Here is a 22,597-nt window from a genome sequence, read left to right on the forward strand (position 1 = left end):
TAGCCTCCCGTGCGTGCCGCCTGTCGCTCCCCCCGCCACCGGCTCGACGCGCCCCACGGGACTCCCCGCGGTGCGGCTGAGCGCCCTCGGCGCGCCCGTGGACGCGGAGCCGCTGCCCGGGTCGCCGGACGTCGAGATCACCGGCATCACCCACCGCACGTCGGACGTGCGGCCCGGGGACCTGTTCGTGGCGCTGCCGGGCGCCAGGGTGCACGGCGCGGACTTCGCCGCCGCGGCCCTGGCGGCAGGCGCGGTCGCGGTCCTCACCGACCCGGCGGGCCTCACCCGCCCGCAGATCCGCGCCGCGGGTGTCGGCGTGCTGGTCCACCCGCACCCGCGCACCGTGCTCGGCGCCCTGTCCGCGCGGGTCTACGGCGACCCGACCGTCGACCTGCGCGTGCTCGGGGTGACCGGCACCAGCGGCAAGACGACGGTGGCCCACCTCGTCGAGGCCGGGCTGCGGGCGGCGGACCGGTCGACCGGGCTGCTGGGCACGGTGCAGACCCGGATCGGGCACGAGAGCCTGCCGAGCGCCTTCACCACGCCCGAGGCGCCGGACCTGCAGGCGCTGTTCGCCGTGATGCGCGAGCGCGGGGTCACCGACGTCGCGATGGAGGTGTCGTCCCACGCGCTGGCCCTGGGCCGTGTGGCGGGCACCCGCTTCGCGGTGGGCGCCTTCACCAACCTCTCGCAGGACCACCTGGACTTCCATCCGACGATGGAGGACTACTTCGAGGCCAAGGCCCGCCTGTTCCTCGACCCGGAGCTGTGCGCGGCCCGCGGCGTCGTCTGCGTCGATGACGAGTGGGGCGCCCGCCTCGCAGGCCTGGGGGACTTCACCACGGTCTCGACGACCGGTCCCGCGGACTGGACGGCGTCGGACGTGCGGACCGAGGCGGACGGGTCGCAGCGCTTCACCGTCCGCGGGCTCCCGGTGCACCTGGCGCTGCCCGGCGCGTTCAACGTGGCCAACGCGCTCGTGGCGCTGGCGGTGCTCGACGCCGTCGGGGTGGCCCCGGAGGTCGCCGCGCCCGCGTTCGCGCGGCTGCACGTCCCCGGGCGGATGCAGCGCGTCGAGGTGGGCCAGCCCTACCTCGCCGTGGTCGACTACGCGCACAAGCCCGCCGCGGTCGCCGCGCTGCTCGACGCGCTGCGCGCGCAGAACCCCGGCGGCCGGCTGATCACCGTCCTGGGCTGTGGGGGCGACCGGGACACCGGCAAGCGGCCGCTGATGGGCGCCGCCGCGGCCGCCCGCTCGGACGTCCTGGTGGTCACGGACGACAACCCGCGCACCGAGGACCCCGCCGAGATCCGGGCCGCGATGCTGGCCGGCACGACCGGCACCGGGGCGGACGTGCGCGAGATCGGGGACCGGCGGGCCGCGATCGTGGCGGCCGTCGCCCTGGCGAATCCCGGCGACGTGCTGGTCGTTGCCGGTAAGGGACACGAGACCGGGCAGGAGGTCCACGGCGTCAAGCACCACTTCGACGACGTCGAGGAGCTCGTCCGGGCCATCGCCTCAGGAGACACCGAAGGGCAGGACACGTGATCGAGATGCGGCTGGCCGAGGTCGCCGCCGTGACCGGGGGCGAGCTCCACCGGGCGACGGGCGACGAGCTCGTCTCCTCCGTGGAGTTCGACTCCCGGAAGGTCGGGCCCGGCGCGCTGTTCCTGGCGCTGCCGGGGGAGCGGGCGGACGGGCACGGGTTCGCGGCGGCGGCGGTGGCCGCCGGGGCGTCCGGGGTGCTGGCGGGCCGTCCGGTGGACGCGCCGTCGGTGATCGCGCCGCCGGGGGAGTCCTATGCGGGCACCGACCTGGGCGCCGCGGACCCGGACGGCGCGGGTGCGGCGGTGCTCACCGCGCTCGGCAGGCTCGCCCGGCACTCGGTGACGACCCTGCCGGACCTGCACGTCGTCGGGATCACCGGCAGCTCGGGCAAGACGTCCACGAAGGACCTCGTCGCGGCCGTCCTGCGGCCGCTGGGGGAGACCGTGGCGCCGCCCGGCTCCTTCAACAACGAGCTCGGCCACCCCTGGACCGCGCTGCAGGCGGGGGAGTCGACGAGGCACCTGGTGCTGGAGCTGTCGGCCCGCGGCCGCGGGCACATCGCTCGCCTCTGCCGGATCGCGCCGCCCCGCATCGGGGTGGTGCTGAACGTCGGGTCCGCGCACGTCGGCGAGTTCGGCTCGCCGGAGGCGATCGCCCAGGCGAAGGGCGAGCTGGTCGAGGCCCTGCCCGCGGACGGCGTGGCGGTCCTGAACACCGACGACCCCCGGGTGGCCGCGATGGCCTCCCGCACGAAGGCCCGAGTGGTCGGCGTCGGTGTGGGGGCGGACGCGGACGTGCGCGCCGCGGACGTCTCGTTGGGCGCGGGCCGCGCCTCGTTCACGCTGGTCACCCCGGCCGGCTCGGCCCCGGTGTCGCTGCAGCTGGTGGGCGCGCACCACGTCGGCAACGCGCTCGCCGCCGCGGCCGTGGCCCTCGAGCTGGGCGGCACCCCGGCGCAGATCGCCGAGGCGCTGTCGGCGGCGACCCCGGCCTCGCGCTGGCGCATGGAGGTCACCGAGCGGGCGGACGGCGTCACCGTCGTCAACGACGCCTACAACGCCAACCCCGAGTCCATGACCGCCGCGCTGCAGGCCCTCGCGTCGATCGGCCGGGGCCGCCGCACGTGGGCGGTCCTCGGCCCCATGGCCGAGCTCGGCGACACCACCGAGGCCGCACACCGGCAGATCGCCGACACCGTGGGAGACCTGGGCATCGATCGCTTCGTGGCCGTGGGCACCGACCACTACACCCGCGAGTCGGACACCGGCCCGCGCGTGGTCGCCGACCGGGACGCGGCCCTCGCGCTCCTGCGCGCCGAGCTCGCGCCCGGAGACGTCGTGCTGGTGAAGGCCTCCCGCTCGGCGGGCCTGGACCGCGTGGCCGACGCGTTGCTGCAGGAGCTGGTCAGCCCGTGAGAGGCATCTTCGTCGCGGGCGGGGTGGCGCTCGCGCTGTCCATCCTGCTCACCCCGTACCTGATCCGGTTCTTCGCGCGCCAGGGCTTCGGCCAGGAGATCCGCGCGGACGGCCCCAAGTCCCACCAGACCAAGCGCGGCACCCCGACCATGGGTGGCGTCGCCATCCTGATCTCCATCTGGGTCGGCTACCTGGTCGCGCACCTGCTCACCGGCGAGCCGATGTCCGCGTCGGCGCTGCTCGTGCTGTTCCTGACGACCGCGCTCGGCCTCGTCGGGTTCATCGACGACTTCCTCAAGCTGCGCCGCAAGCGCAACCTGGGGCTGAACAAGACCTCGAAGATCGTCGGGCAGGTGCTCACCGCCACCGTCTTCGGCATCCTCGCGCTGCGGTTCGCCAACGAACGCAACCTCACCCCGGCCTCGGAGTACCTGTCCTTCATCCGGGACATCACGGTGCTCGGGTTCGGCGCGATCGGGTTCGTGCTGCTCTGCAACCTGATCATCGCGGCCTGGTCGAACGGCGTGAACCTCACCGACGGGCTCGACGGCCTGGCCGCGGGCACCTCGGCGATGGTCCTGGCCAGCTACGTGATCATCGGGTTCTGGCAGTTCCGCAACGCGTGCTCCATCAGCGCGGCCGCCGGCTGCTACGAGGTCCGGGACCCGCTCGACGTCGCGATCGTCGCCTCCGCCGCCATGGGCGCCTGCATCGGCTTCCTCTGGTGGAACGCGGCACCCGCCCGGATCTTCATGGGCGACACCGGCTCGCTGGCCCTCGGCGGCCTGCTCGCCGGGCTCTCGATCGTCACCAAGACCGAGCTGCTGTTGCTGGTCATCGGCGGCGTGTTCGTGGTGGAGACGCTGTCGGTCGCGCTGCAGATCCTGGTCTTCCGCACCACCCGCCGCCGGCTGTTCCGGATGGCCCCGTTCCACCACCACTTCGAGCTGGCGGGCTGGGCGGAGACCACCGTCATCATCCGGTTCTGGCTGCTCGCGGCGATGTGCGCGGCGCTGGGGCTGGGCATCTTCTACTCCGAATGGCTCGCCGCCTCGGCGGGTGGATGATGCGGGGCCGCACCGTCCTGGTGGCGGGCGCCGGGATCTCCGGGCTCGCCGCCGCCGAGGTGCTCCTCGCCCACGGGGCCCGGGTCCTGGTCTCCGACGACCGGGCCCTGCCCGCCCTGCCCGCGGGCGCCGAGCCCGCGGCGGGCCTGCCGGCGGGGGTCGACCTCGTCGTCACCGGGCCCGGGCGCCCGCCCGACCACCCGCTCGTCGCCGAGGCGGCGGCGCGGGGGATCGAGATGATCGGCGAGCCCGAGCTCGCCTGGCGGCTCGGCGCGCTCCGCGCGACCCCGCCCGCGTGGCTGGTGGTCACCGGCACGAACGGCAAGACCACCACCACCGGCATGCTGGAGTCGATCCTGCGCGCCGCCGGTCTGGACGCCGTGGCCTGCGGCAACATCGGCTACCCGGTGGTGAGCGCGGTCGCGGCCGGGCACGCCGTGCTCGCGGTGGAGCTGTCCAGCTTCCAGCTGCACTGGTCGCCCTCGGTCGTCCCGGCCGCGGGCCTGGTGCTGAACGTCGCCGAGGACCACCTGGACTGGCACGGCGGCCTGGAGCCCTACGCCCAGGCCAAGGCGCGGGCCCTCGTCGGTGAGGTCGCGGTGGCGGGCGTCGACGACGCGATCGCGGCGCGGCTGTTGGCGGAGTCGACGGCCCCCCGGAAGGTGGGCATCACCCTGGCCGCGCCCGGCGAGCACCAACTCGGCATCCGGGATTCCCACCTCGTCGACCGCGCCTTCCCGACGTCTGACACGCGAGTCGGACACTGCACCCCGCTGGCCGCGGTGGCGGACGTGCGGCCCGGGGGACCGCCCGGGCTGACCGACGCACTGGGGGCCGCGGCGCTGGCGCGGGCCCACGGGGTGTCGCCGGAGGCCGTCGCCGCCGGGCTGCGCGCCTACCGGCCGGGGCCGCACCGCTCGGCGCCGGTGGGGACGCACGCCGGGGTCCGCTACGTCGACGACTCCAAGGCCACGAACCCGCACGCCGCGGACGCGGCGCTGGCCGCGCAGCCCGCCGGGACGATCGTGTGGATCGTCGGCGGGCTGTTCAAGGGCGCCCGGGTCGAGGAGCTCGTCGCCGCGCACGCCGGTCGGCTGCGCGCCGCCGTGGTGATCGGCACCGACCGGGCGGAGATCGTCGACGCACTGGCGCGACACGCCCCGGAGATCCCCGCCGTCGAGGTGACCGAGCGCGACGATGAGGTCATGGTCTCCGCCGTCCGCCGTGCCCGCGCACTCGCCCGACCGGGTGATGTCGTACTCCTCGCTCCCGCCGCGGCGTCGATGGACCAGTTCACCGACTACGCGGCGCGCGGCGCGGCCTTCGCCGCCGCGGTGCGGGAGCTGGGCTGATGGCGACGCGCAGCCCGGGCCGCAGCTCCGCCCGGCGCAGCGCGCCCCCGGAGCCGGACGGCCGGTTCGGACCGGCCCGCGTCGCCGTCGGCCGCGGGGCCAAGGCGCTCGAGGCGTGGCTGCGCCGCCCGCTCACCAGCCTGCACCTGATCCTCGGCGTCTGGGGTCTGCTGACGCTGTTCGGCCTGGTCATGGTGCTCTCGGCCAGCTCGGTGGAGTCCTTCTCCGCGGGCGGGTCGAGCTACTCGGTCTTCGTCCGGCAGCTCGCCTTCTGCGCGGGCGGGCTGGTGCTGTTCTGGATCGGGCTGCGGGTGCGGCCCGCGCGGATGCGGGCGGTCGCGCCGTGGCTGCTGCTGCTCGGCGTGCTCGCGCTGGTCGCGGTCCTCATCCCGGGGCTGGGCGTCGCGCGCAACGGGTCGCGGGCCTGGTTCGCGATCGGCTCGTTCTCGGTGCAGCCCTCCGAGGCGGTGAAGGTGGCGCTCACGCTGTGGGGCGCGCACGTGCTCGTCGCCCGGCGCAAGGTGATGCACCGCTGGAAGCACGCGCTGAACCCGCTGGTCCCGGTCACCCTGCTGGTCCTCGCCCTGCTCGTGCTCGAGCCGGACATGGGCATGGCGGTGTCGGTCGGCATCGTCATGATCGTGCTGCTGTACTTCGGCGGCGCGCCGATGAAGCTGCTGGCCACGATCGGGGTCGGGGCCGCGGCGGGCGCGGTCGTGCTGGGCCTCACCGCGGGCTACCGGGTCAGCCGCATCACGGCGTTCCTGTCGCCGGAGGCCACGGACCCGCTCGGCCCCGCCTACCAGGCCACGCAGGCGCTGTACTCGCTCGCCGACGGCGGCCTGTTCGGCGTCGGGCTCGGCCAGGGCCGCGCGAAGTGGGACTACCTGCCCAACGCCCACAACGACTTCATCTTCGCCATCATCGGCGAGGAGCTCGGCATGATCGGCGCCTTCGCCGTCCTGGCGCTGTTCGCCACCCTGGCCTACACCGGCCTGCGCATCGCCCGCCGCAGCTCCGACCCGTGGCTGCGGCTGGTCGCCGCCACGACCACCGCCACGCTCGTCATCCAGGCGGCCATCAACATCGGGTACGTCGTGGGACTGCTGCCGGTCACCGGACTGCAGCTGCCGCTGATCTCCTCCGGCGGCACCTCGATGGTGGTGACCATGTTCCTGTTCGGCATCCTGACCAACGCCGCCCGGCACGAGCCGGAGGCGGTCGCCGCACTGCGGGCGAACGGCCAGGGCCGGATCGCGACGATCCTGCGACTGCCGCTCCCCGAGCCGTACCGGGCGCCCGCCCACACCCCCACCCAGCGCACCGTGCGCCGATAGAGACAGCGCTCGACAGAGACAAGGACCATGAGTCAGTACGGCACCCAGTACCTCCCGCGGATGGGCGCAGGCCCGTCCGTGGTGATCGCAGGCGGCGGCACGGCCGGGCACATCGAGCCCGCCCTGGCGTTCGCCGACGCCGTCATGCGGCTCCGGCCCGACGCCCGCGTCACCGCCCTGGGCACGGAGAAGGGCCTCGACCAGCGGCTCATCCCGGCCCGCGGCTACCCGCTCGAGCTGATCCCGCCGGTCCCGCTGCCGCGCAAGCCCTCCGCCGACCTGCTGCGGCTGCCCGGCAGGGTGCGCGGCGCCGTCGCGCGGGTGCGCGAGGTGCTGACGAAGGTCGACGCGGACGTCGTCGTCGGGTTCGGCGGCTACGTCGCCCTGCCCGCCTACCTCGGCGCCCGCAGACGGGTCCCGGTCGTGGTGCACGAGGCGAACGCCCGCGCGGGGCTGGCCAACAAGGTGGGCGCCCGGTTCGCGGCCCGGGTCGTGGCCGCCGTGCCGGGATCGGGGCTCGCGCACGCACAGATCCTCGGGATCCCGTTGCGGCACAGCGTGACCACGCTCGACCGCGGCGCGCTGCGGGCGGAGGCGCGGGCCCGCTTCGGCCTGCCCGCGGACGGCCCGGTGCTGCTGGTGTTCGGCGGCTCGCAGGGCGCCCGCTCGCTCAACACCGCCCTCGCCGCGGCCCTCCCGGGCCTGGTCCACGAGGGCATCGGGGTCCTGCACGCCCACGGCCCGGGGAACACCCCGGCGGGCTCCGGTGCGCCGGGCGCTGCCGAGGCGCCCGGCGCGTCGGGCTATGTCGGCCTGCCCTACATCGACGACATGCACCTGGCCTACGCCGCCGCGGACGCCGTGCTCTGCCGGGCCGGGGCGATGACGGTCGCCGAGGTCTCGGCCGTCGGGCTGCCCGCGCTGTACGTGCCGCTGCCGATCGGCAACGGCGAGCAGGCACTCAACGCCCGCCCGGTCGTCGACGCGGGCGGCGGCCTGCTCGTCGCCGACGCCGCGCTGACCGGGGACGTCGTGCTGGCCGAGCTGGTCCCGCTGCTGAAGGACCCCGAGCGGCTCGCCGCCATGGGCCGGGCCGCCCGCGCCTCGGGCCACGCGGACGCCGACGAGCGGCTCGCCGAGGTCGTGTTCGGGGTGATCCGGAAGTGAGTGCCCCGGTGCTCGGGTCGCACGTCCACCTCATCGGCATCGGTGGGGCGGGGATGAGCGGGATCGCGCGGATCCTGCTGGCCCGCGGCGTGCGCGTCTCCGGGTCGGACGCCAAGGACTCCCGCACGGTGCTCGCGCTGCGCGCGCTCGGCGCGGAGATCGCGGTGGGGCACGCGGCGGAGCACGTCGTCGGCGAGCCGACCGTCGTGGTGTCGACGGCGATCCGGGAGACCAACCCGGAGCTCGCCGCCGCCCGCGCGCGGGGTCTCGCGGTGGTGCACCGCGCCCAGGCGCTCGCCGCGCTGACCCAGGGCTACCGGGTCGCCGCGATCGCCGGGACGCACGGCAAGACCTCCACCACCTCCATGCTCACCGTCGCCCTGCAGCACTGCGGCGTCGATCCGTCGTTCGCGATCGGCGGGGACCTCACGGTCACCGGCGCGGGCGCGCACCACGGCGGCGGGGACGTCTTCGTGGTCGAGGCGGACGAGTCCGACGGCTCGTTCACCGCCTTCGCCCCGAACGTCGCGGTCGTGACGAACGTCGAGCCGGACCACCTGGACCACCACGGCGACGAGGCCTCCTACCGCGCCGTGTTCGAGGAGTTCCTGGGCCGGATCGCCCCCGGCGGCACCCTCGTGACCTGCGCGGACGATCCGGGAGCGGAGGCGCTCGCGGCCGTGGCGGAGACCCGCGGCATCCCGGTGCGCCGCTACGGCCGCGGCGGGGCGGACGCCCGGCTGCTGGAGTTCCGCCCCGACGGCACCGGCTCCCGGCTGCTCGCCCGCCACGGGGGCGTCGAGATCGCGCTGCGGCTCTCCGTCCCGGGCGAGCACATGGCGCTCAACGCCCTCGGCGCGCTGCTCGCCGGGGTCGAGCTCGGCGCACCGGTGGAGGACCTGCTCACGGGCCTGGCCGCCTTCGACGGCGTCCGGCGCCGGTTCGAGTTCAAGGGCCGGGCGAACGGCGTGGCCGTCTACGACGACTACGCCCACCATCCCACGGAGGTCGCCGCCACCCTGCGCGCCGCCCGCGAGGTGCAGCCGGGGCGGGTGATCGTCGCGTTCCAGCCGCACCTGTACTCCCGTACCCGGACGTTCGCGGCCGAGTTCGGCACGGCCCTGGGACTGGCCGACGAGGTCGTGGTGCTCGACGTCTACGGCGCCCGCGAGGACCCCGAGCCCGGTGTGTCGGGGCGCCTGGTCGCCGACGCGGTGCCGCTGCCCGCCGACCAGGTGCACTTCGTCCCGACCTGGGCGGACGTCCCCGGTGTGCTCGCCGGACTGGCCCGCCCCGGCGACCTCGTGCTGACCATGGGCGCGGGTGACGTGACGGTGCTGGGCCCCGAGATCCTCCTCGAGCTGGACCGGGCACCCGCATGACCGCTGCCCGTCCCGCCGCGCCGGGCCCGCACTGATGGCCCGGCGCACCCCTCGCACCCCGACCACGGACGGTCGGGGCAGGCGCCTGCGCGACCCCCAGACGGCCGCGCGCGGCGAGGGGACCGACGCGGGCGGGAAGGGCGAGCGGGTCGCGGACCGGGTCGGGACGCGACCGGCCGCGGCGGAGCGGGCGAAGCGGATCCGGGCGGAGCGGGCGGAGCAGCGCGACAAGCTGCTCCCCGCGCAGCGCGGCCGCGGGGACTCCGGCGGCGCCGACGAGGCCCGCCCGGGCGCCCGTGCCCGGCGGGCGGCGCCCGCTGCCGCGGCGCGCCCGCCCGCCCGCCGCAACGACCTCCGTTTCAAGATCCGCCGGCGGATCGCGCTGGCCGTGCTGGTCCTGGCCGTGCTCGCCGCGCTGGGCGGCGGGTTCTGGGCGGCGCTGGTCTACACCGGGATCGCGGAGGTGGAGCAGGTCGAGGTGACCGGCGCCCTCGTCGTGCCCCGGGAGCAGATCGTCGACGCCGCGGCCGTCGAGACCGGGGTGCCGCTGGCGACGGTCGACACGCGGGCGATCGCCCAGCGCGTCGCGCAGCTGCCGGGGATCGGGTCGGTCCAGGTCAGCCGCGGCTGGCCGCACACCGTGGCGATCGAGGTCACCGAGCGCAGCGCGGTGGCGCTCGCCCGCACCCCGGAGGGCATCACGCTGGTCGACGCGGCGGGCGTCGCCTACCAGCAGGCACCCGAGGTCCTGCCCGCACTGCCCATGCTGGGTTTCGGCGCCGTCGGGCCGGACGACCCGGCCACCCGCGCCGCCCTGGCCGTGCTGGCCGCCCTCCCGGCCGACCTGCGCGCGCAGGTGCGGACGGTGGACGTCGACAGCCCGGCCGTCGAGCCGACCGTGCGGCTGGGTCTGGGGGAGCGGCAGGTCCGGTTCGGCACCCCCGACCGGGCCGCGGACAAGGTCGCGGTGCTGGTGGCGCTGCTGACCCAGGACGGCACCGTGTTCGACGTCTCCAGCCCGGATCTGCCGACCGTCACCCGCTGAGAGATCGACTGCTCCGTCCGGCTCAACTCGTCACTGGCCGTCAAGACGCATGAGCAGCAGGTCACGGACTGGTCACGAGAACCGCGGTCCACCCCATCGAGGTGTTGCCGACGCGCGGCGCGCCTGCTGGACCGCTCCCCTCCGCGCACCTAGCGTCCCTGGGCGAACGGCCCGGACAGACCCTGCTGGACGGAGCTGACCGGAGACCCGATCCAAATCGAGAGGTGCCGCGCATGACGCCCCCGCACAACTACCTCGCCGTGATCAAGGTGGTCGGCATCGGAGGCGGCGGCGTGAACGCCGTCAACCGGATGATCGAGGTGGGCCTGAAGGGCGTCGAGTTCATCGCGGTGAACACCGACGCGCAGGCCCTGCTCATGTCCGACGCGGACGTGAAGCTGGACATCGGCCGCGAGCTGACCCGTGGCCTCGGCGCGGGCGCCAACCCGGAGGTGGGCCGCAAGGCCGCCGAGGACCACCGCGAGGAGATCGAGGAGGTCCTCAAGGGGGCCGACATGGTCTTCGTGACGGCCGGGGAGGGCGGCGGCACGGGCACCGGCGGCGCCCCCGTGGTCGCCTCGATCGCGCGCAAGCTCGGCGCGCTGACGATCGGCGTCGTGACCCGCCCGTTCACCTTCGAGGGCAGGCGTCGCGCCGGCCAGGCGGAGGACGGCATCACGCAGCTGCGCAACGAGTGCGACACCCTGATCGTCATCCCGAACGACCGGCTGCTGCAGCTGGGCGACGTGGGCGTGAGCCTGATGGACGCCTTCCGCTCGGCGGACGAGGTGCTCCTCTCCGGTGTGCAGGGCATCACGAACCTGATCACCACCCCCGGCCTGATCAACCTGGACTTCGCGGACGTCAAGTCGGTGATGTCCGGCGCGGGCTCGGCCCTGATGGGGATCGGCTCGGCGCGGGGGGAGGGCCGGGCCGTGCAGGCCGCGGGCTCGGCGATCAACTCGCCGCTGCTCGAGGCGTCGATGGACGGCGCGCAGGGCGTGCTGCTGTCGATCGCGGGCGGCTCGGACCTCGGCCTGTTCGAGATCAACGAGGCCGCGTCCCTGGTGCAGGAGGCCGCGCACCCCGAGGCCAACATCATCTTCGGCACGGTGATCGACGACTCGCTCGGCGACGAGGTGCGGATCACGGTGATCGCGGCCGGGTTCGAGGGCGGGCAGCCCACGCACAAGAAGCTGGAGCCCGCGGCGTTCCGGTCGCCGTCGGCGCAGGAGCAGGCTCCGGCCGCGGCCGCCGCGCCGCCCCCGGTGGCCCCGACCCCGCCGTCGGCCCAGCCCGCGAGCGGGTTCGGCAGCGGCGCGAACCAGAACGGCACGCTGCCCCCGGTCGCGCCGTACAGCCCGCCCGCGCCGCGCGCGCCGGAGCGGGAGAACCCGGCGATGACCGAGATCAGCACCCCCGCCGCCGCACCGGAGCCCGCCGCCGCGCAGGCCCCCGCGGCCCCCAGTGAGGACGACGTGGACGTCCCGCCCTTCATGCGCCGCTGAGCCGTCCGTCTCCGACGAGCCGCGATCCCGCCCGGGGTCGCGGCTCGTGGCGTGTCGGGCCGGCGTGCTGGGCACGTTTCGTGCGCTCAGCGCTGCATGATCACGAGTCGTGTGCGGCCGGCGCGGCGCGGACAGCGGTGAGCGCACGACACGTGCCCGGATAGGCTCGAACCCGTGCAGACGGCGGTGCGGGTCCGACGGGTCATGACGACGCGGGCGGGCGGGCGCTCGTCCGCCCCGTTCGACTCGTTCAACCTCTCCCGCCGGGTGGGGGACTCGCCGGCGAACGTCGACGCCAACCGCTACCGGCTCATCAGGGAGCTCGGCCTGCGCGGCGCCGTCTTCCTCGACCAGGTGCACGGCACCCGCGTGGAGACCGTCACCGCACCGCCCCCGCGCTCCGCCCCGGACGTCCCGGACACCGACGCCGCGGTCACCGCCGAGCCGGGGATCGGGCTCGTCGTGCTGGCCGCGGACTGCACCCCGGTGCTGCTCGGCGACCCCGTCGCGGGGGTGGTGGGCGCCGCGCACGCCGGACGGGTGGGGGCGGCGGCCGGGGTGGTGCCCGCGACCGTCGAGGCGATGGTCGCGCTCGGCGCGCGGATCCCGGACGTCGAGGTGCTGCTCGGCCCGGCCGTCTGCGGGCTCTGCTACGAGGTCCCCGCGGCGATGCGCGCCGAGGTGGAGGCGCGGCTGCCGGGCAGCGCGGCGCGGACCCGGCAGGGCACCCCCTCGGTCGACGTGCGCGCCGGGCTCGTCCGCCAGCTCCACGACCTGGGCGTGACCAAGGTCGGCATGGATCCGCGCTGCACCCTCGAGGACCGCGCGCTGTTCAGCCACCGCCGCGACCAGCGCACCGGCAGGCACGCCGGCGTCACCTGGCTCGACGCGGGCTGAGCCCGCGCGGTCTCAGCTGCGCGGTCTCAGCCGCGCGCCGCCGCCACCGCCTGGGACGCCGCCTCGATCCGGGCCCGGGAGAGCAGGCGGATGGTGGAGCTGCCCTTCGCGAGGACCTGGCCGGTCGCGTCGAGGAGCCTGCCCTCGGCGAAGCAGGTGGACCTTCCGTTCAGCTCGAGCCACGCCTCCGCGGTGACCGGCCCGGGCCGGGCCGGGGCGAAGAAGCTGATCTTGAGCTCGAGCGAGATCGGTGAGACGTCGTGGTCGCCGCGATCGGCGTAGAGCCCCGTGACGGCGTGAGCCATCGCCGCGTCGATCCACCCGGTGACGAATCCGCCCTGGACGACACCGCCCGAGTGGCACATGTGCATGCCCGCGAGGAACTCGAGGGCGGCGCGACCACCGCCGATCGAGACCACCCGCTGAAGGCCCAACGTCTCCATCAGCTCCGGTGGACGGTCGTCCACGACCTCGGACACGCGCGTGCTCCTTCGCTCGGCTCCGACCAGTCAAGAGCCGCACGGCGGCGAGGGGAAGGGTGGCCCGCCTCACAGGCCGTCCCCGTCGGGCCCCCGGAGGGCCTCCTAAGGTTCCCGGCATGAACGTCGAGGTGTCCCCGGTACGTCGGGCCGAGCTGGAGGAGCGCCTCCACGCGGTGCGGGAGCGGATCGCCGCCGCCTGCACCGCCGCGGGGCGGGCGCCGGAGGAGGTCGAGCTGCTCGCCGTCACCAAGACCATCCCGGCGGCGGACGTGATCGCGCTCGCCGAGCTCGGCCTGCGGGACTTCGGTGAGAACCGGGCGCAGGAGGCCGCGCTGAAGGTGGCGGAGATCCGGGAGCGGCGCCCCGACCTGGATCTGCGGTGGCACTTCATCGGCGGGCTGCAGCGGAACAAGGTGCGAGTGGTGGCCCCGTGGGTGACACGCGTCGAGACGGTCGACTCGGCCCGGCTCGCCGCCGCGCTGGACAAGGCGGCGGCCGAGCGCGGCACCCCGCTGCCCGTGCTGATCCAGTACAGCGTGGACGGTGACCCGGCCCGCGGGGGCGTCGACGACGCGGGGCTACTGGACCTCGCGGCGCAGGTCACGCAGGCGCGCGGGCTCGTTCTCGAAGGGTTGCTCAGCGTGGCACCTCTGGGTGCGGACGACGAGGAGTCGTTTGCCGCGATCGCCGCCGCGGGTAGTCGGCTGCGCGCCGCGCACCCCGGAGCGACGGTCCTGTCGGCCGGGATGAGCGGCGACCTGGAGGTGGCGATCCGTCACGGTTCGACGGTCGCGCGTGTCGGAACGGCCCTTGTGGGGGACCGACGGTTAACCTCCCGGTGATCGCAGGCACCACGCGGGAACGGGGACTTCAGATGAGCGCGATGTACCGGCTCAAGGCCTACTTCGGCATGGTGCCCGCCGAGGAGATGGACTACGTCGACGAGCCGGACACCTACGCCGACCCCCGGCGTACGGCGCGCGGGGCCGACCGTTGGTCGGATCCGGACGACCGCTTCGACGCTCGGGACGACTACGCGCAGTACGACGAGCCCCGTCCGAGCCGGGTCCCGGCGGCGGAGGACCACACCTGGTCGGGCCGGTCGGCGCGCGAATCCGTCCGCCCGTCGCGCCCGTTGCGGGAGCCCGTGCGGGTCTCCGCGGGCCTGCAGGGCGGTCTCGGGGGCTCGGCCCCCACCACCCACGGGGCGCTCGCGGTGGACCGCGACGAGCCCGTCGTGCGGCCCGTCCCGGACCCGCCCGCGGCGGCCCCGGCACCGGCGGCGGCACCGGCGAGCCTGCCCGAGCAGCGCGACCGCGGCGCGGCCGCGCTCGCCACGATCACGACCCTGCAGCCGAGCAGCTTCACCGAGGCGCGGACCATCGGCGAGCGCTACCGGGACGGGGTCCCCGTGATCATCAACCTGACCGATCTCGACGAGGCCGCCGCGCGCCGCCTGGTCGACTTCGCCGCAGGTCTGGCGTTCGCGCTGCGCGGTTCGATCGACAAGGTGACCTCCCGGGTCTTCCTCCTGACGCCCGCGAACGTCGAGGTCTCCGCGGACGACGCGCGCCGGCTCGCCGAGCGGGGTCTGTTCCAGCGGGACTGAGCCCGCCTAGTGGCAGGATGAGCGCGTGCCGATCGCCCTGCAGTTCGTCCTCTACTACATCCTGTTCTTCTTCTGGCTCCTGCTCGTCTCGCGCATCGTCGTGGAGCTCGTGCACTCGTTCGCACGGGAGTGGGTGCCCGCCGGGCGCCCCGCGGCGGCACTCGAAGTGGTGTTCAGCGTGACCGATCCGCCCGTGAAGTTGTTGCGGAGAGTGATCCCCGTCGTCCGTATCGGCGGCGTAGGACTGGACCTCTCGATTATGGTTCTACTGCTGGTGGTGTTCATACTGATGAGCATTGCCAGACCGGCGGTGGGGTGAGCCCCAGTCACTCGCCCGCCGGTTTGCCGCCGAGGAGTGCATGAGGTGATCCGATGCCGCTGACACCCGCCGACGTCCACAACGTCGCGTTCAGCAAGCCCCCGATCGGTAAGCGGGGGTACAACGAGGACGAGGTCGACGCGTTCCTCGACCTGGTCGAGGCCGAGTTGGCCCGGCTGATCGAGGAGAACGAGGACCTGCGCGAGCAGGTGGGCCAGCTGGAGCAGCGCCTGGACTCGAGCCAGGCCGAGCTGGAGGACGCGCGCAACCGTCCCCAGCCGCCCGCCCAGCAGGGTCCGCCGCCCACGCAGCAGATCCGTCCCGTCGAGCCCCCGCCGCAGAGCAGGCCCGAGCCCCCGCAGCGCCCCATGGGCGCCATGGGCGGCCCGGAGGCCGACATGGGCGGTGGTGACCACCACGTCCAGGCGGCCAAGGTCCTGGGCCTGGCCCAGGAGATGGCCGACCGGCTCACGGCCGAGGCCAAGAACGAGGCCGACTCCATGCTGGCGGACGCCCGGAGCAAGTCCGAGCAGCTGCTCAGCGAGGCCCGCACCAAGTCGGACGGTCTGGTGAACGACGCCAGGGCCCGCGCCGAGACGATGCTCAACGACGCCCGCACCCGCGCGGAGACCCTGGAGCGGCAGAGCCGCGACAAGGCGTCCTCGCTGGTCAGCGAGGCAGAGCGGAAGCAGACCGAGATCATCGGCACCATCACCCGCGACAAGTCGGTGTTGGAGAAGAAGATCGACGAGCTCCGCACCTTCGAGCGCGAGTACCGGACCCGGCTCAAGACCTACCTGGAGTCGCAGCTGCGCGACCTGGAGGGTCGGGCCTCGGCCGCGCCGTCGGACGCCGCCCGTACCGCCAACAGCAACGGCGGCGGCTACGCGGCCACCGGCTACGGCCAGCGGGCCGACGCCGGAAGCTGAGGCCGACCGTCCCGTCGTCCCCGCCCCGACACCGCTCGGGGCGTGGGGCGACCGCACGCCGAACGCGGGGTGAATCGTGCTGCTGCTGGTTCTCGTACTGGTCCTGATCGCCTTCGGGCTCCTGGTCGTCGCGTTGCTCTCGGGCAGCGTCCTGTGGGCCTGGATCTCGGTGGCGGTCTCGGTGGCGGCCGCGGTCGCCCTGCTCGTCGACTGGATGCAACGCCGGTCGGCGGTCAAGGCGGGTGCGCAGCCCGAGCACGTGCCCGCACCGCCCCAGGCCCCCGTGGGCCCGCCCGCGGGCTACCGGGGCATGGCGGACATCGAGCCCGTCACCGAGGTCCTGCCCGCGATCCCGCCGTCGGGCGTGTCCCAGGGCACACCCGGTGGCGTGACGGGATCCGGCGAGGACGGCGCACGGGATGTCGCGGCGGTGTCCGGGGTGTCGTCGGATGCTGAGGCGACCTCCGTGATGCCCCTGGTGGGACCGCCCGGCTCAGCCGAGCGACCGCCCGGCGCTGCGGAGGGAACCACTCGATCGAGCGGAGATTCGTCACCCAGCGTGACGGATGCGGCGGAATCCGGCGAGCCCGCCGAAGGCACCCGAGACTCCGCGCCGAACCCCACGCAGAACTCCGCGCAGGACTCCGAGGACGGCGCCGCCGGCCCTCGGGAGGAGCAGGGACCCGGCCGGGCAGGCGGCTCGGCGGCAGCCGGCCCGGCCGGGGGTCCCGCCGGTGGCGACACCGGCGAGACCGCCTCCGCGGCCCCCACCGGGTCCGCGGAGCCCCCGTCCTCCGGTGCCGCCGCCGCGGCGCCGGTCGACGCCCCCACCGTCTCGACCGCCGCCGCGGGTGCCACCGGTGCCACCGCGGCCGCTGGTGCCACCGGGGCCGCGGCGACCGCGGGGTCGGCACCGCACGGTGCGCACGAGGCTCCGGACGGGCCGCCGCCGGACCAGGGCGGCGCGGCCGCCCACCACGCCCCCGCGGGCGAGGGTCTCTTCGCGTCGGGTGTCGGGCCGCAGGGCGAGCCGCCGGAGGAGCCGCGAGACGCCGCGACCGCCTCGATCGTCGCGGAGCTGACGGACGAGGTCGTCGTCGTCGACGAGCAGCCCCGCTACCACCTGGCGGGCTGCCGCTCGCTGCCTGGGCGCCCGGTGATCCCGCTGCCCGCCAAGGAGGCCGTGGAGCTGGGCTTCACCCCGTGCGGCTGGTGCACGCCGGACCGCACGATGGCGGGCCGCCACCAGACCGCCGCCCGCTGAGCCGGCCTGCGGAATAACCGCTCGTCCCACCGCGCTACCCTTCTCAGCACAGGCACCGATCCGGCCATCACCGGGGAGCCTCCGGAAGAAACCCGAGCGATCGGGGAGTAGAACCGGACGGGTGCGGCCCGTCAGCGCCGCAGAATGAGAGGCCCGAGAGGGCAAGCGGGGTGGTACCGCGGCTCAGCTCCACCGAGTCGTCCCCGTGCAGGCACGAGCACAGCCGGCACGAGGAGACGACATGAGCTATCCGCAGGTCCCCGCACACCCGTCGTTCCCCCAGCTCGAGCGCGAGACGCTCAAGTTCTGGGAGGCGGACGACACGTTCCGCGCCTCGGTCGAGAACCGTCCGGCCGGGGAGAACGGCGCAGGCGAGTTCGTCTTCTACGACGGCCCGCCCTTCGCCAACGGCCTGCCCCACTACGGGCACCTGCTGACCGGGTACGTCAAGGACGTCGTCCCGCGCTACCAGACCATGCGCGGCAAGCACGTCGAGCGCCGGTTCGGCTGGGACACCCACGGCCTGCCCGCCGAGTACGAGGCCGAGCGCCAGCTGGGCATCACGCACAAGTCCGAGATCGAGGCCATGGGCGTGGCCGCGTTCAACGACGCGTGCCGCCAGTCCGTGCTGCGCTACACCGGCGAGTGGCGGGACTACGTCACCCGCCAGGCCCGCTGGGTGGACTTCGACAACGACTACAAGACCCTCGACCTGTCCTACATGGAGAGCGTCATGTGGGCCTTCAAGTCGTTGTGGGACAAGGGCTGGGTGTACCAGGGCTTCCGCGTGCTCTGGTACTGCTGGCGCTGCGAGACCCCGCTCGCCGCCTCCGAGACCAAGATGGACGACGTCTACCGGGACCGGCAGGATCCCGCCGTCACCGTCGGGCTGCGGCTGCGCTCGGCGGACCCGGAGCTGGACGACACCCTCGCCCTGGTCTGGACGACCACCCCGTGGACCCTGCCGTCGAACCTCGCCGCGGCCGTCAACCCCGAGGTCGAGTACTCGGTGCTGCGCGTCGAGGGTGAGAAGTACCTGCTGGCGAGCGCCCGCGTGGGCGCGTACGCCCGCGAGCTGGGGGAGGAGCCGGAGGTCCTGCGCACCTACACCGGCGCCGAGCTGGTCGGCACCCGGTACGAGCCGCCGTTCGACTTCTTCGTCGGCCGGGAGAACGCCCACCAGGTCCTCGCCGCGGACTACGTCACCACCGAGGACGGCACCGGCGTCGTGCACATCGCGCCCGCCTTCGGTGAGGAGGACAAGGTCGTCACGGACGCGGCGGGCATCGAGGTCGTCGTGCCCGTGGACGCCCGCGGCGAGTTCACCACCGAGGTGCCGCCGTACACCGGCCTACACGTGTTCGACGCCAACCCGCAGATCATCCGCGACCTCAAGGCCGCCGGGAAGCTGCTGCGCCACGAGACCTACGACCACCCGTACCCGCACTGCTGGCGCTGCGGCAACCCGCTGATCCAGCGTGCCGTCGACTCGTGGTTCGTGCAGGTCACGGCGTTCCGGGACCGGATGGTCGAGCTCAACCAGGAGATCAACTGGAGCCCGGCCTACATCCGGGACGGCCAGTTCGGGAAGTGGCTCGAGGGTGCCCGGGACTGGAACATCTCCCGCAACCGCTTCTGGGGCAGCCCGATCCCCGTCTGGCAGAGCGACGACCCGAGCTACCCGCGCACGGACGTCTACGGCTCGCTGGACGAGCTGGAGCGGGACTTCGGCGTGCGCCCGGACAACCTGCACCGCCCGTTCATCGACGAGCTGACCCGCCCCAACCCGGACGACCCGACCGGGCGCTCGACCATGCGCCGGGTGCCGGAGGTGCTGGACTGCTGGTTCGAGTCCGGCTCCATGCCGTTCGCGCAGGTCCACTACCCGTTCGAGAACCGGGACTGGTTCGAGCACCACTACCCGGGCGACTTCATCGTCGAGTACAACGGGCAGACCCGCGGCTGGTTCTACACGCTGCACGTGCTGGCCACGGCGCTGTTCGACCGGCCCGCGTTCGAGAACTGCGTGGCGCACGGGATCGTCCTCGGGGACGACGGGCAGAAGATGTCGAAGTCCCTGCGCAACTACCCGGACGTCAACGAGGTCTTCGACCGGGACGGCTCCGACGCGATGCGCTGGTTCCTCATGCAGAGCCCCATCCTGCGCGGCGGCAACCTGGTGGTCACCGAGCAGGGCATCCGGGAGGGCGTCCGGCAGGCGATCCTGCCGCTGTGGAACACCTGGTACTTCCTCTCGCTCTACGCAGGCGCGGCGGGGACGACCGGGACGGTGTCCACGCGCAGCACGAACGTCCTGGACCGGTACGTGCTGGCCAAGACGGCGGCGCTGGTGGACGCGGCGACCGCGGCGATGGACGCCTACGACATCGCGGGCGCCTGCGAGCTGCTCCGCGACCACGCCGAGGTGCTCACCAACTGGTACGTCCGGCGGTCCCGGGACCGGTTCTGGGCGGGCGACCAGGAGGCGATCGACACCCTGCACACGGTGCTGGAGGTGACCGCGCGGGTCGCCGCGCCGCTGCTGCCCCTGACCATGGAGCAGCTGTGGGGCGGGCTGACCGGCGGCCGCTCGGTGCACCTGACCGACTGGCCCGCGAGCGGCGAGCTCCCGCACGACGACGCGCTCGTCGCGGCGATGGACCGGGTGCGCCAGGTGGCCAGCGCGGGCCTGTCCCTGCGGAAGGCGCGCAAGCTGCGCGTCCGGCTGCCGCTGGCGTCGATGACCGTCGCCGCCGCGGACGCCGAGACCCTCGCCCCGTTCGTCGACGTGCTGCGGGACGAGGTGAACGTCAAGGAGGTCGTGCTGACCACGGACGTCTCGACCTACGGCGAGTTCGAGCTGACCGTCAACGCGCGCGCCTGCGGCCCGCGGCTGGGCAAGCAGACCCAGACCGCGATCAAGGCCGTCAAGGCGGGGGACTGGCGGGTCAACCCGGACGGCACCGTGACGGCGGGCGGGGTCACCCTGGTCGAGGGTGAGTTCTCCGAGCGCCTGCAGGCGGCGGACCCGCAGTCCACCACCGCCCTGCCCGGCAACTCCGGCCTGGTCGTGCTGGACACCGAGGTCACCCCGGAGCTCGCGGCGGAGGGCACCGCCCGTGACGTCGTGCGCGTGGTGCAGCAGGCCCGTCGGGACGCGGGCCTGGAGGTCTCGGACCGGATCACGCTGACCCTCTGGTCGGCGGAGCCGGTGCTGGCCGCGCTCCGCACCCACGAGCGGTTCGTGGCCTCCGAGGTCCTCGCGACGTCGGTGGTGTACGCCGAGAACGCGGGCACCGCAGGCTCGGTGACCTCCCCCGACGGCACGAGCACCGATATCACGGTGACCGTCGCCAGGTGATCCGTGCGCGGCGATGGTCGCCAGGGCGACGATCGCCGCGCACGAGGGGGCACGATCCCGGGTCGCTAGGCTGATCCACCGTGGGGAGTGCTGCTGCGCGGTGGAGTGAGCTGCAGTCCGGTCGGGGGATCCCGGCCGAGATCCTGGCGTCCGCGCCACGGAGTCCCTGGGGGCACGATCCCGCGGACTTCGCCCCGCCGGACGTGCCCGCCGACACGCCGTCCCGCACCGCGGGCCTGGCCCTCCTCGAACCCGCGGGCACGGTCCTCGACGTCGGGTGCGGCGGCGGGGACGCCGCGTTCGCCCTGGTCGGGCCCATGACCGCGGCCACCGGCGTGGACAGCCAACAGGACATGCTCGACGTGTTCGAGGCGGCCGCGGACGTGCGCGGCCTCCCGTCCCGGACCGTCGTGGGCCGCTGGCCGGACGTCGCGGGCGAGGCCGGCACCGCGGACGTCGTGGTGTCCCACCACGTCCTGCACAACGTCGTGGACCTCGTCCCGTTCGTCACCGCGCTGACGGACGCGGCGGAACGCGGCGTGGTCGTCGAGATGCTCGCGGAGCACCCGATGGCCTGGCTGGACCCGCTCTGGCTGCGGCTGCACGACCTGCGCCGCCCGGAGCCCGCCACGGTCGACGACGCCGTGGCCGTGCTGCGCGAGGCGGGGGTGGTCCCGGACGTCGTGCGGTGGGAGCGGGAGCGCCGACCCCCGCACGACCCGGCCTGGGTCACCCGGCGCCTGTGCCTGCCCCCCGAGCGGGAGGCCGAGGTCGCCGACCTGCTGGCCACCCTCCCGCCGCGCACCAGGACGGCCGCCACCCTCACCTGGCGCCCCTGATCTCGACCGCGCGAACGTCACTCTCCGGTCGACTTTGGTAAGGCTAAGCTTCCCGGTGTTGCTGTTGCCGCACGCCCGGGAGATGTCGATGCCGTCCTGCCTGCTCGAACCCCTCGTCGTCGAGAACGCGACCCGCCGCCAGCTGCTCGGGGTGATCGGTGCCGCCGGGTTGCTGGGCGCGTGCGGACGCGAACCCGCCGCCCCGACCTCGACGGGCGGGAGCCGCAGCGTGGTGACGCCGCTGGGCGGCTACGACATCCCGACGACACCGCGGTCGGTGCTGGCCGTGGACTCGCGGGTCGATCTGGAGACCGCGGTCGCGCTGGGCCTCCCGGTCTCGGCCACCACGCTCCGGGCCCCGGCCCCCTGGGTGCCCGCGCCCGCGGACCTGCCGGTGTTGTCCGGCCCGGTCGACGACGAGCAGGTCTACGCCCTCCGTCCCGATCTGATCGTCTGCTCGGGCGAGGACGACGGTGAGTACTGGCCGACCGCGCGGCTGCAGCGGATCGCGCCGGTGCTGCCCACCTCGTTCGAGAGCCCGTGGCGCACCGACCTCCAGAGGGTGGCCGCCTGGCTCGACGCCGGCCCGCGGGCGGACGCGGCCATCGCCGAGTTCGACCGGGTCGCAGCGGAGGTCCGGGCGCGACACGCGGCGGCGTTGGCGGCCCGTCGGGTGCTGGTCGTCCAGTGGGTCCCCTCGAAGGGGACGTTCGTGGTGAACACCCGCGGCCGGATGCAGCAGCAGGTCCTCGCCGACCTCGGGGGTGTGTTGTTCGGCTCCGAGCGCGACTACGCCGCGCACGAGGAGGTGCCGCTGGAGCTGGTCGGACAGTTCGCCGACGCCGACGGCATCTACCTGCAGAACCTCTCGAGCGAACCGACGCTCGCCTCGATGGTCGAGCTCCCGGTGTGGCGCGATCTCCCCGCGGTCCGCGCCGGACGGGTGGTGGAGAGCCCCGGCAACGTCAACTACGGCAGCGTCTACAGTGCCATCCGGATCGCCCGGGACTGGGACGCGCTCTACCGCCTCCTGGCGTAGGCCGCGTCTTCCCACTCCGCCACCACCGCTCCCGGC

At 74.4% G+C, this 22,597-nt stretch carries 19 protein-coding genes; 18 read left to right on the forward strand and 1 reads right to left on the reverse strand.

The genetic code is table 11. The annotated features are described in order from the left end of the window. The first annotated feature begins 13 nt into the window (after positions 1-13). From L3X23_RS06235 to pgeF, 10 genes are all read left to right on the forward strand, one after another. Complete coding sequence (locus L3X23_RS06235) at positions 14-1,549, forward strand: UDP-N-acetylmuramoyl-L-alanyl-D-glutamate--2,6-diaminopimelate ligase (RefSeq protein WP_374204820.1); 1,536 nt, start codon at positions 14-16, stop codon at positions 1,547-1,549. Further along, a complete protein-coding gene (gene murF / locus L3X23_RS06240; RefSeq protein ID WP_237191158.1) occupies positions 1,546-2,964 on the forward strand; it encodes a UDP-N-acetylmuramoyl-tripeptide--D-alanyl-D-alanine ligase in 1,419 nt (472 codons plus the stop codon). The genes L3X23_RS06235 and murF overlap by 4 nt, the downstream gene beginning before the upstream one ends. Next, on the forward strand, positions 2,961-4,031 hold the full coding sequence (gene mraY, locus L3X23_RS06245) for a phospho-N-acetylmuramoyl-pentapeptide-transferase (protein WP_093075637.1): 1,071 nt from the start codon (positions 2,961-2,963) through the stop codon (positions 4,029-4,031). The genes murF and mraY overlap by 4 nt, the downstream gene beginning before the upstream one ends. Beyond that, the gene (gene murD, locus L3X23_RS06250) at positions 4,004-5,383 is read left to right on the forward strand and encodes a UDP-N-acetylmuramoyl-L-alanine--D-glutamate ligase (protein ID WP_237191159.1); all 1,380 of its coding nucleotides are present in this window, start codon (positions 4,004-4,006) and stop codon (positions 5,381-5,383) included. Before mraY ends, murD begins: the two co-directional genes overlap by 28 nt. After that, entirely contained in the window at positions 5,383-6,720 is a 1,338-nt protein-coding gene (gene ftsW, locus L3X23_RS06255; protein WP_237191160.1) for a putative lipid II flippase FtsW, read from the forward strand. The genes murD and ftsW overlap by 1 nt, the downstream gene beginning before the upstream one ends. 27 nt (positions 6,721-6,747) lie before the next feature. After that, a complete protein-coding gene (gene murG, locus L3X23_RS06260) occupies positions 6,748-7,887 on the forward strand; it encodes an undecaprenyldiphospho-muramoylpentapeptide beta-N-acetylglucosaminyltransferase (protein ID WP_237191161.1) in 1,140 nt (379 codons plus the stop codon). Between the two features lie 53 nt (positions 7,888-7,940). Then, entirely contained in the window at positions 7,941-9,269 is a 1,329-nt protein-coding gene (murC, locus tag L3X23_RS06265; protein WP_237197938.1) for a UDP-N-acetylmuramate--L-alanine ligase, read from the forward strand. Positions 9,270-9,303: 34 nt separating this feature from the next. Then, a complete protein-coding gene (locus L3X23_RS06270; protein WP_237191162.1) occupies positions 9,304-10,314 on the forward strand; it encodes a cell division protein FtsQ/DivIB in 1,011 nt (336 codons plus the stop codon). A 233-nt stretch (positions 10,315-10,547) separates the two neighbouring features. Further along, the gene (gene ftsZ, locus L3X23_RS06275; RefSeq protein WP_093075623.1) at positions 10,548-11,822 is read left to right on the forward strand and encodes a cell division protein FtsZ; all 1,275 of its coding nucleotides are present in this window, start codon (positions 10,548-10,550) and stop codon (positions 11,820-11,822) included. Positions 11,823-12,008: 186 nt separating this feature from the next. Then, positions 12,009-12,719: a peptidoglycan editing factor PgeF gene (pgeF, locus tag L3X23_RS06280; RefSeq protein WP_237197939.1), complete on the forward strand. Its 711-nt coding sequence runs from the start codon at positions 12,009-12,011 to the stop codon at positions 12,717-12,719. 26 nt (positions 12,720-12,745) lie between these two features. Here pgeF and L3X23_RS06285 read toward each other — a convergent pair whose 3' ends face one another. Further along, positions 12,746-13,198, reverse strand: a complete 453-nt coding sequence (locus L3X23_RS06285; RefSeq protein WP_237191163.1) for a PaaI family thioesterase — start codon at positions 13,196-13,198, stop codon at positions 12,746-12,748. Between the two features lie 119 nt (positions 13,199-13,317). On the opposite strand from L3X23_RS06285, the gene L3X23_RS06290 reads away from it, so the two are divergent. The 8 genes from L3X23_RS06290 (at position 13,318) to L3X23_RS06325 (ending at position 22,561) form a co-directional block, all read left to right on the forward strand. Then, entirely contained in the window at positions 13,318-14,043 is a 726-nt protein-coding gene (locus L3X23_RS06290; RefSeq protein ID WP_237191164.1) for a YggS family pyridoxal phosphate-dependent enzyme, read from the forward strand. A 32-nt stretch (positions 14,044-14,075) separates the two neighbouring features. Next, a complete protein-coding gene (locus tag L3X23_RS06295; RefSeq protein WP_093075618.1) occupies positions 14,076-14,810 on the forward strand; it encodes a cell division protein SepF in 735 nt (244 codons plus the stop codon). A 25-nt stretch (positions 14,811-14,835) separates the two neighbouring features. Continuing rightward, entirely contained in the window at positions 14,836-15,129 is a 294-nt protein-coding gene (locus L3X23_RS06300; protein ID WP_093075615.1) for a YggT family protein, read from the forward strand. A gap of 53 nt (positions 15,130-15,182) precedes the next feature. Next, on the forward strand, positions 15,183-16,058 hold the full coding sequence (locus tag L3X23_RS06305; protein ID WP_237191165.1) for a DivIVA domain-containing protein: 876 nt from the start codon (positions 15,183-15,185) through the stop codon (positions 16,056-16,058). Between the two features lie 76 nt (positions 16,059-16,134). Continuing rightward, the gene (locus L3X23_RS06310) at positions 16,135-17,322 is read left to right on the forward strand and encodes a hypothetical protein (RefSeq protein ID WP_237191166.1); all 1,188 of its coding nucleotides are present in this window, start codon (positions 16,135-16,137) and stop codon (positions 17,320-17,322) included. A 241-nt stretch (positions 17,323-17,563) separates the two neighbouring features. Continuing rightward, the gene (gene ileS, locus L3X23_RS06315; RefSeq protein WP_237191167.1) at positions 17,564-20,683 is read left to right on the forward strand and encodes an isoleucine--tRNA ligase; all 3,120 of its coding nucleotides are present in this window, start codon (positions 17,564-17,566) and stop codon (positions 20,681-20,683) included. Between the two features lie 80 nt (positions 20,684-20,763). Further along, on the forward strand, positions 20,764-21,522 hold the full coding sequence (locus tag L3X23_RS06320) for a class I SAM-dependent methyltransferase (RefSeq protein WP_237191168.1): 759 nt from the start codon (positions 20,764-20,766) through the stop codon (positions 21,520-21,522). 55 nt (positions 21,523-21,577) lie between these two features. Then, positions 21,578-22,561, forward strand: coding sequence for an ABC transporter substrate-binding protein (locus L3X23_RS06325; protein ID WP_237191169.1), 984 nt, complete (start codon positions 21,578-21,580; stop codon positions 22,559-22,561). Positions 22,562-22,597: the final 36 nt, after the last annotated feature.

The organism is Pseudonocardia sp. WMMC193, assembly GCF_021728735.1.
Classification (GTDB): domain Bacteria; phylum Actinomycetota; class Actinomycetes; order Mycobacteriales; family Pseudonocardiaceae; genus Pseudonocardia; species Pseudonocardia oroxyli.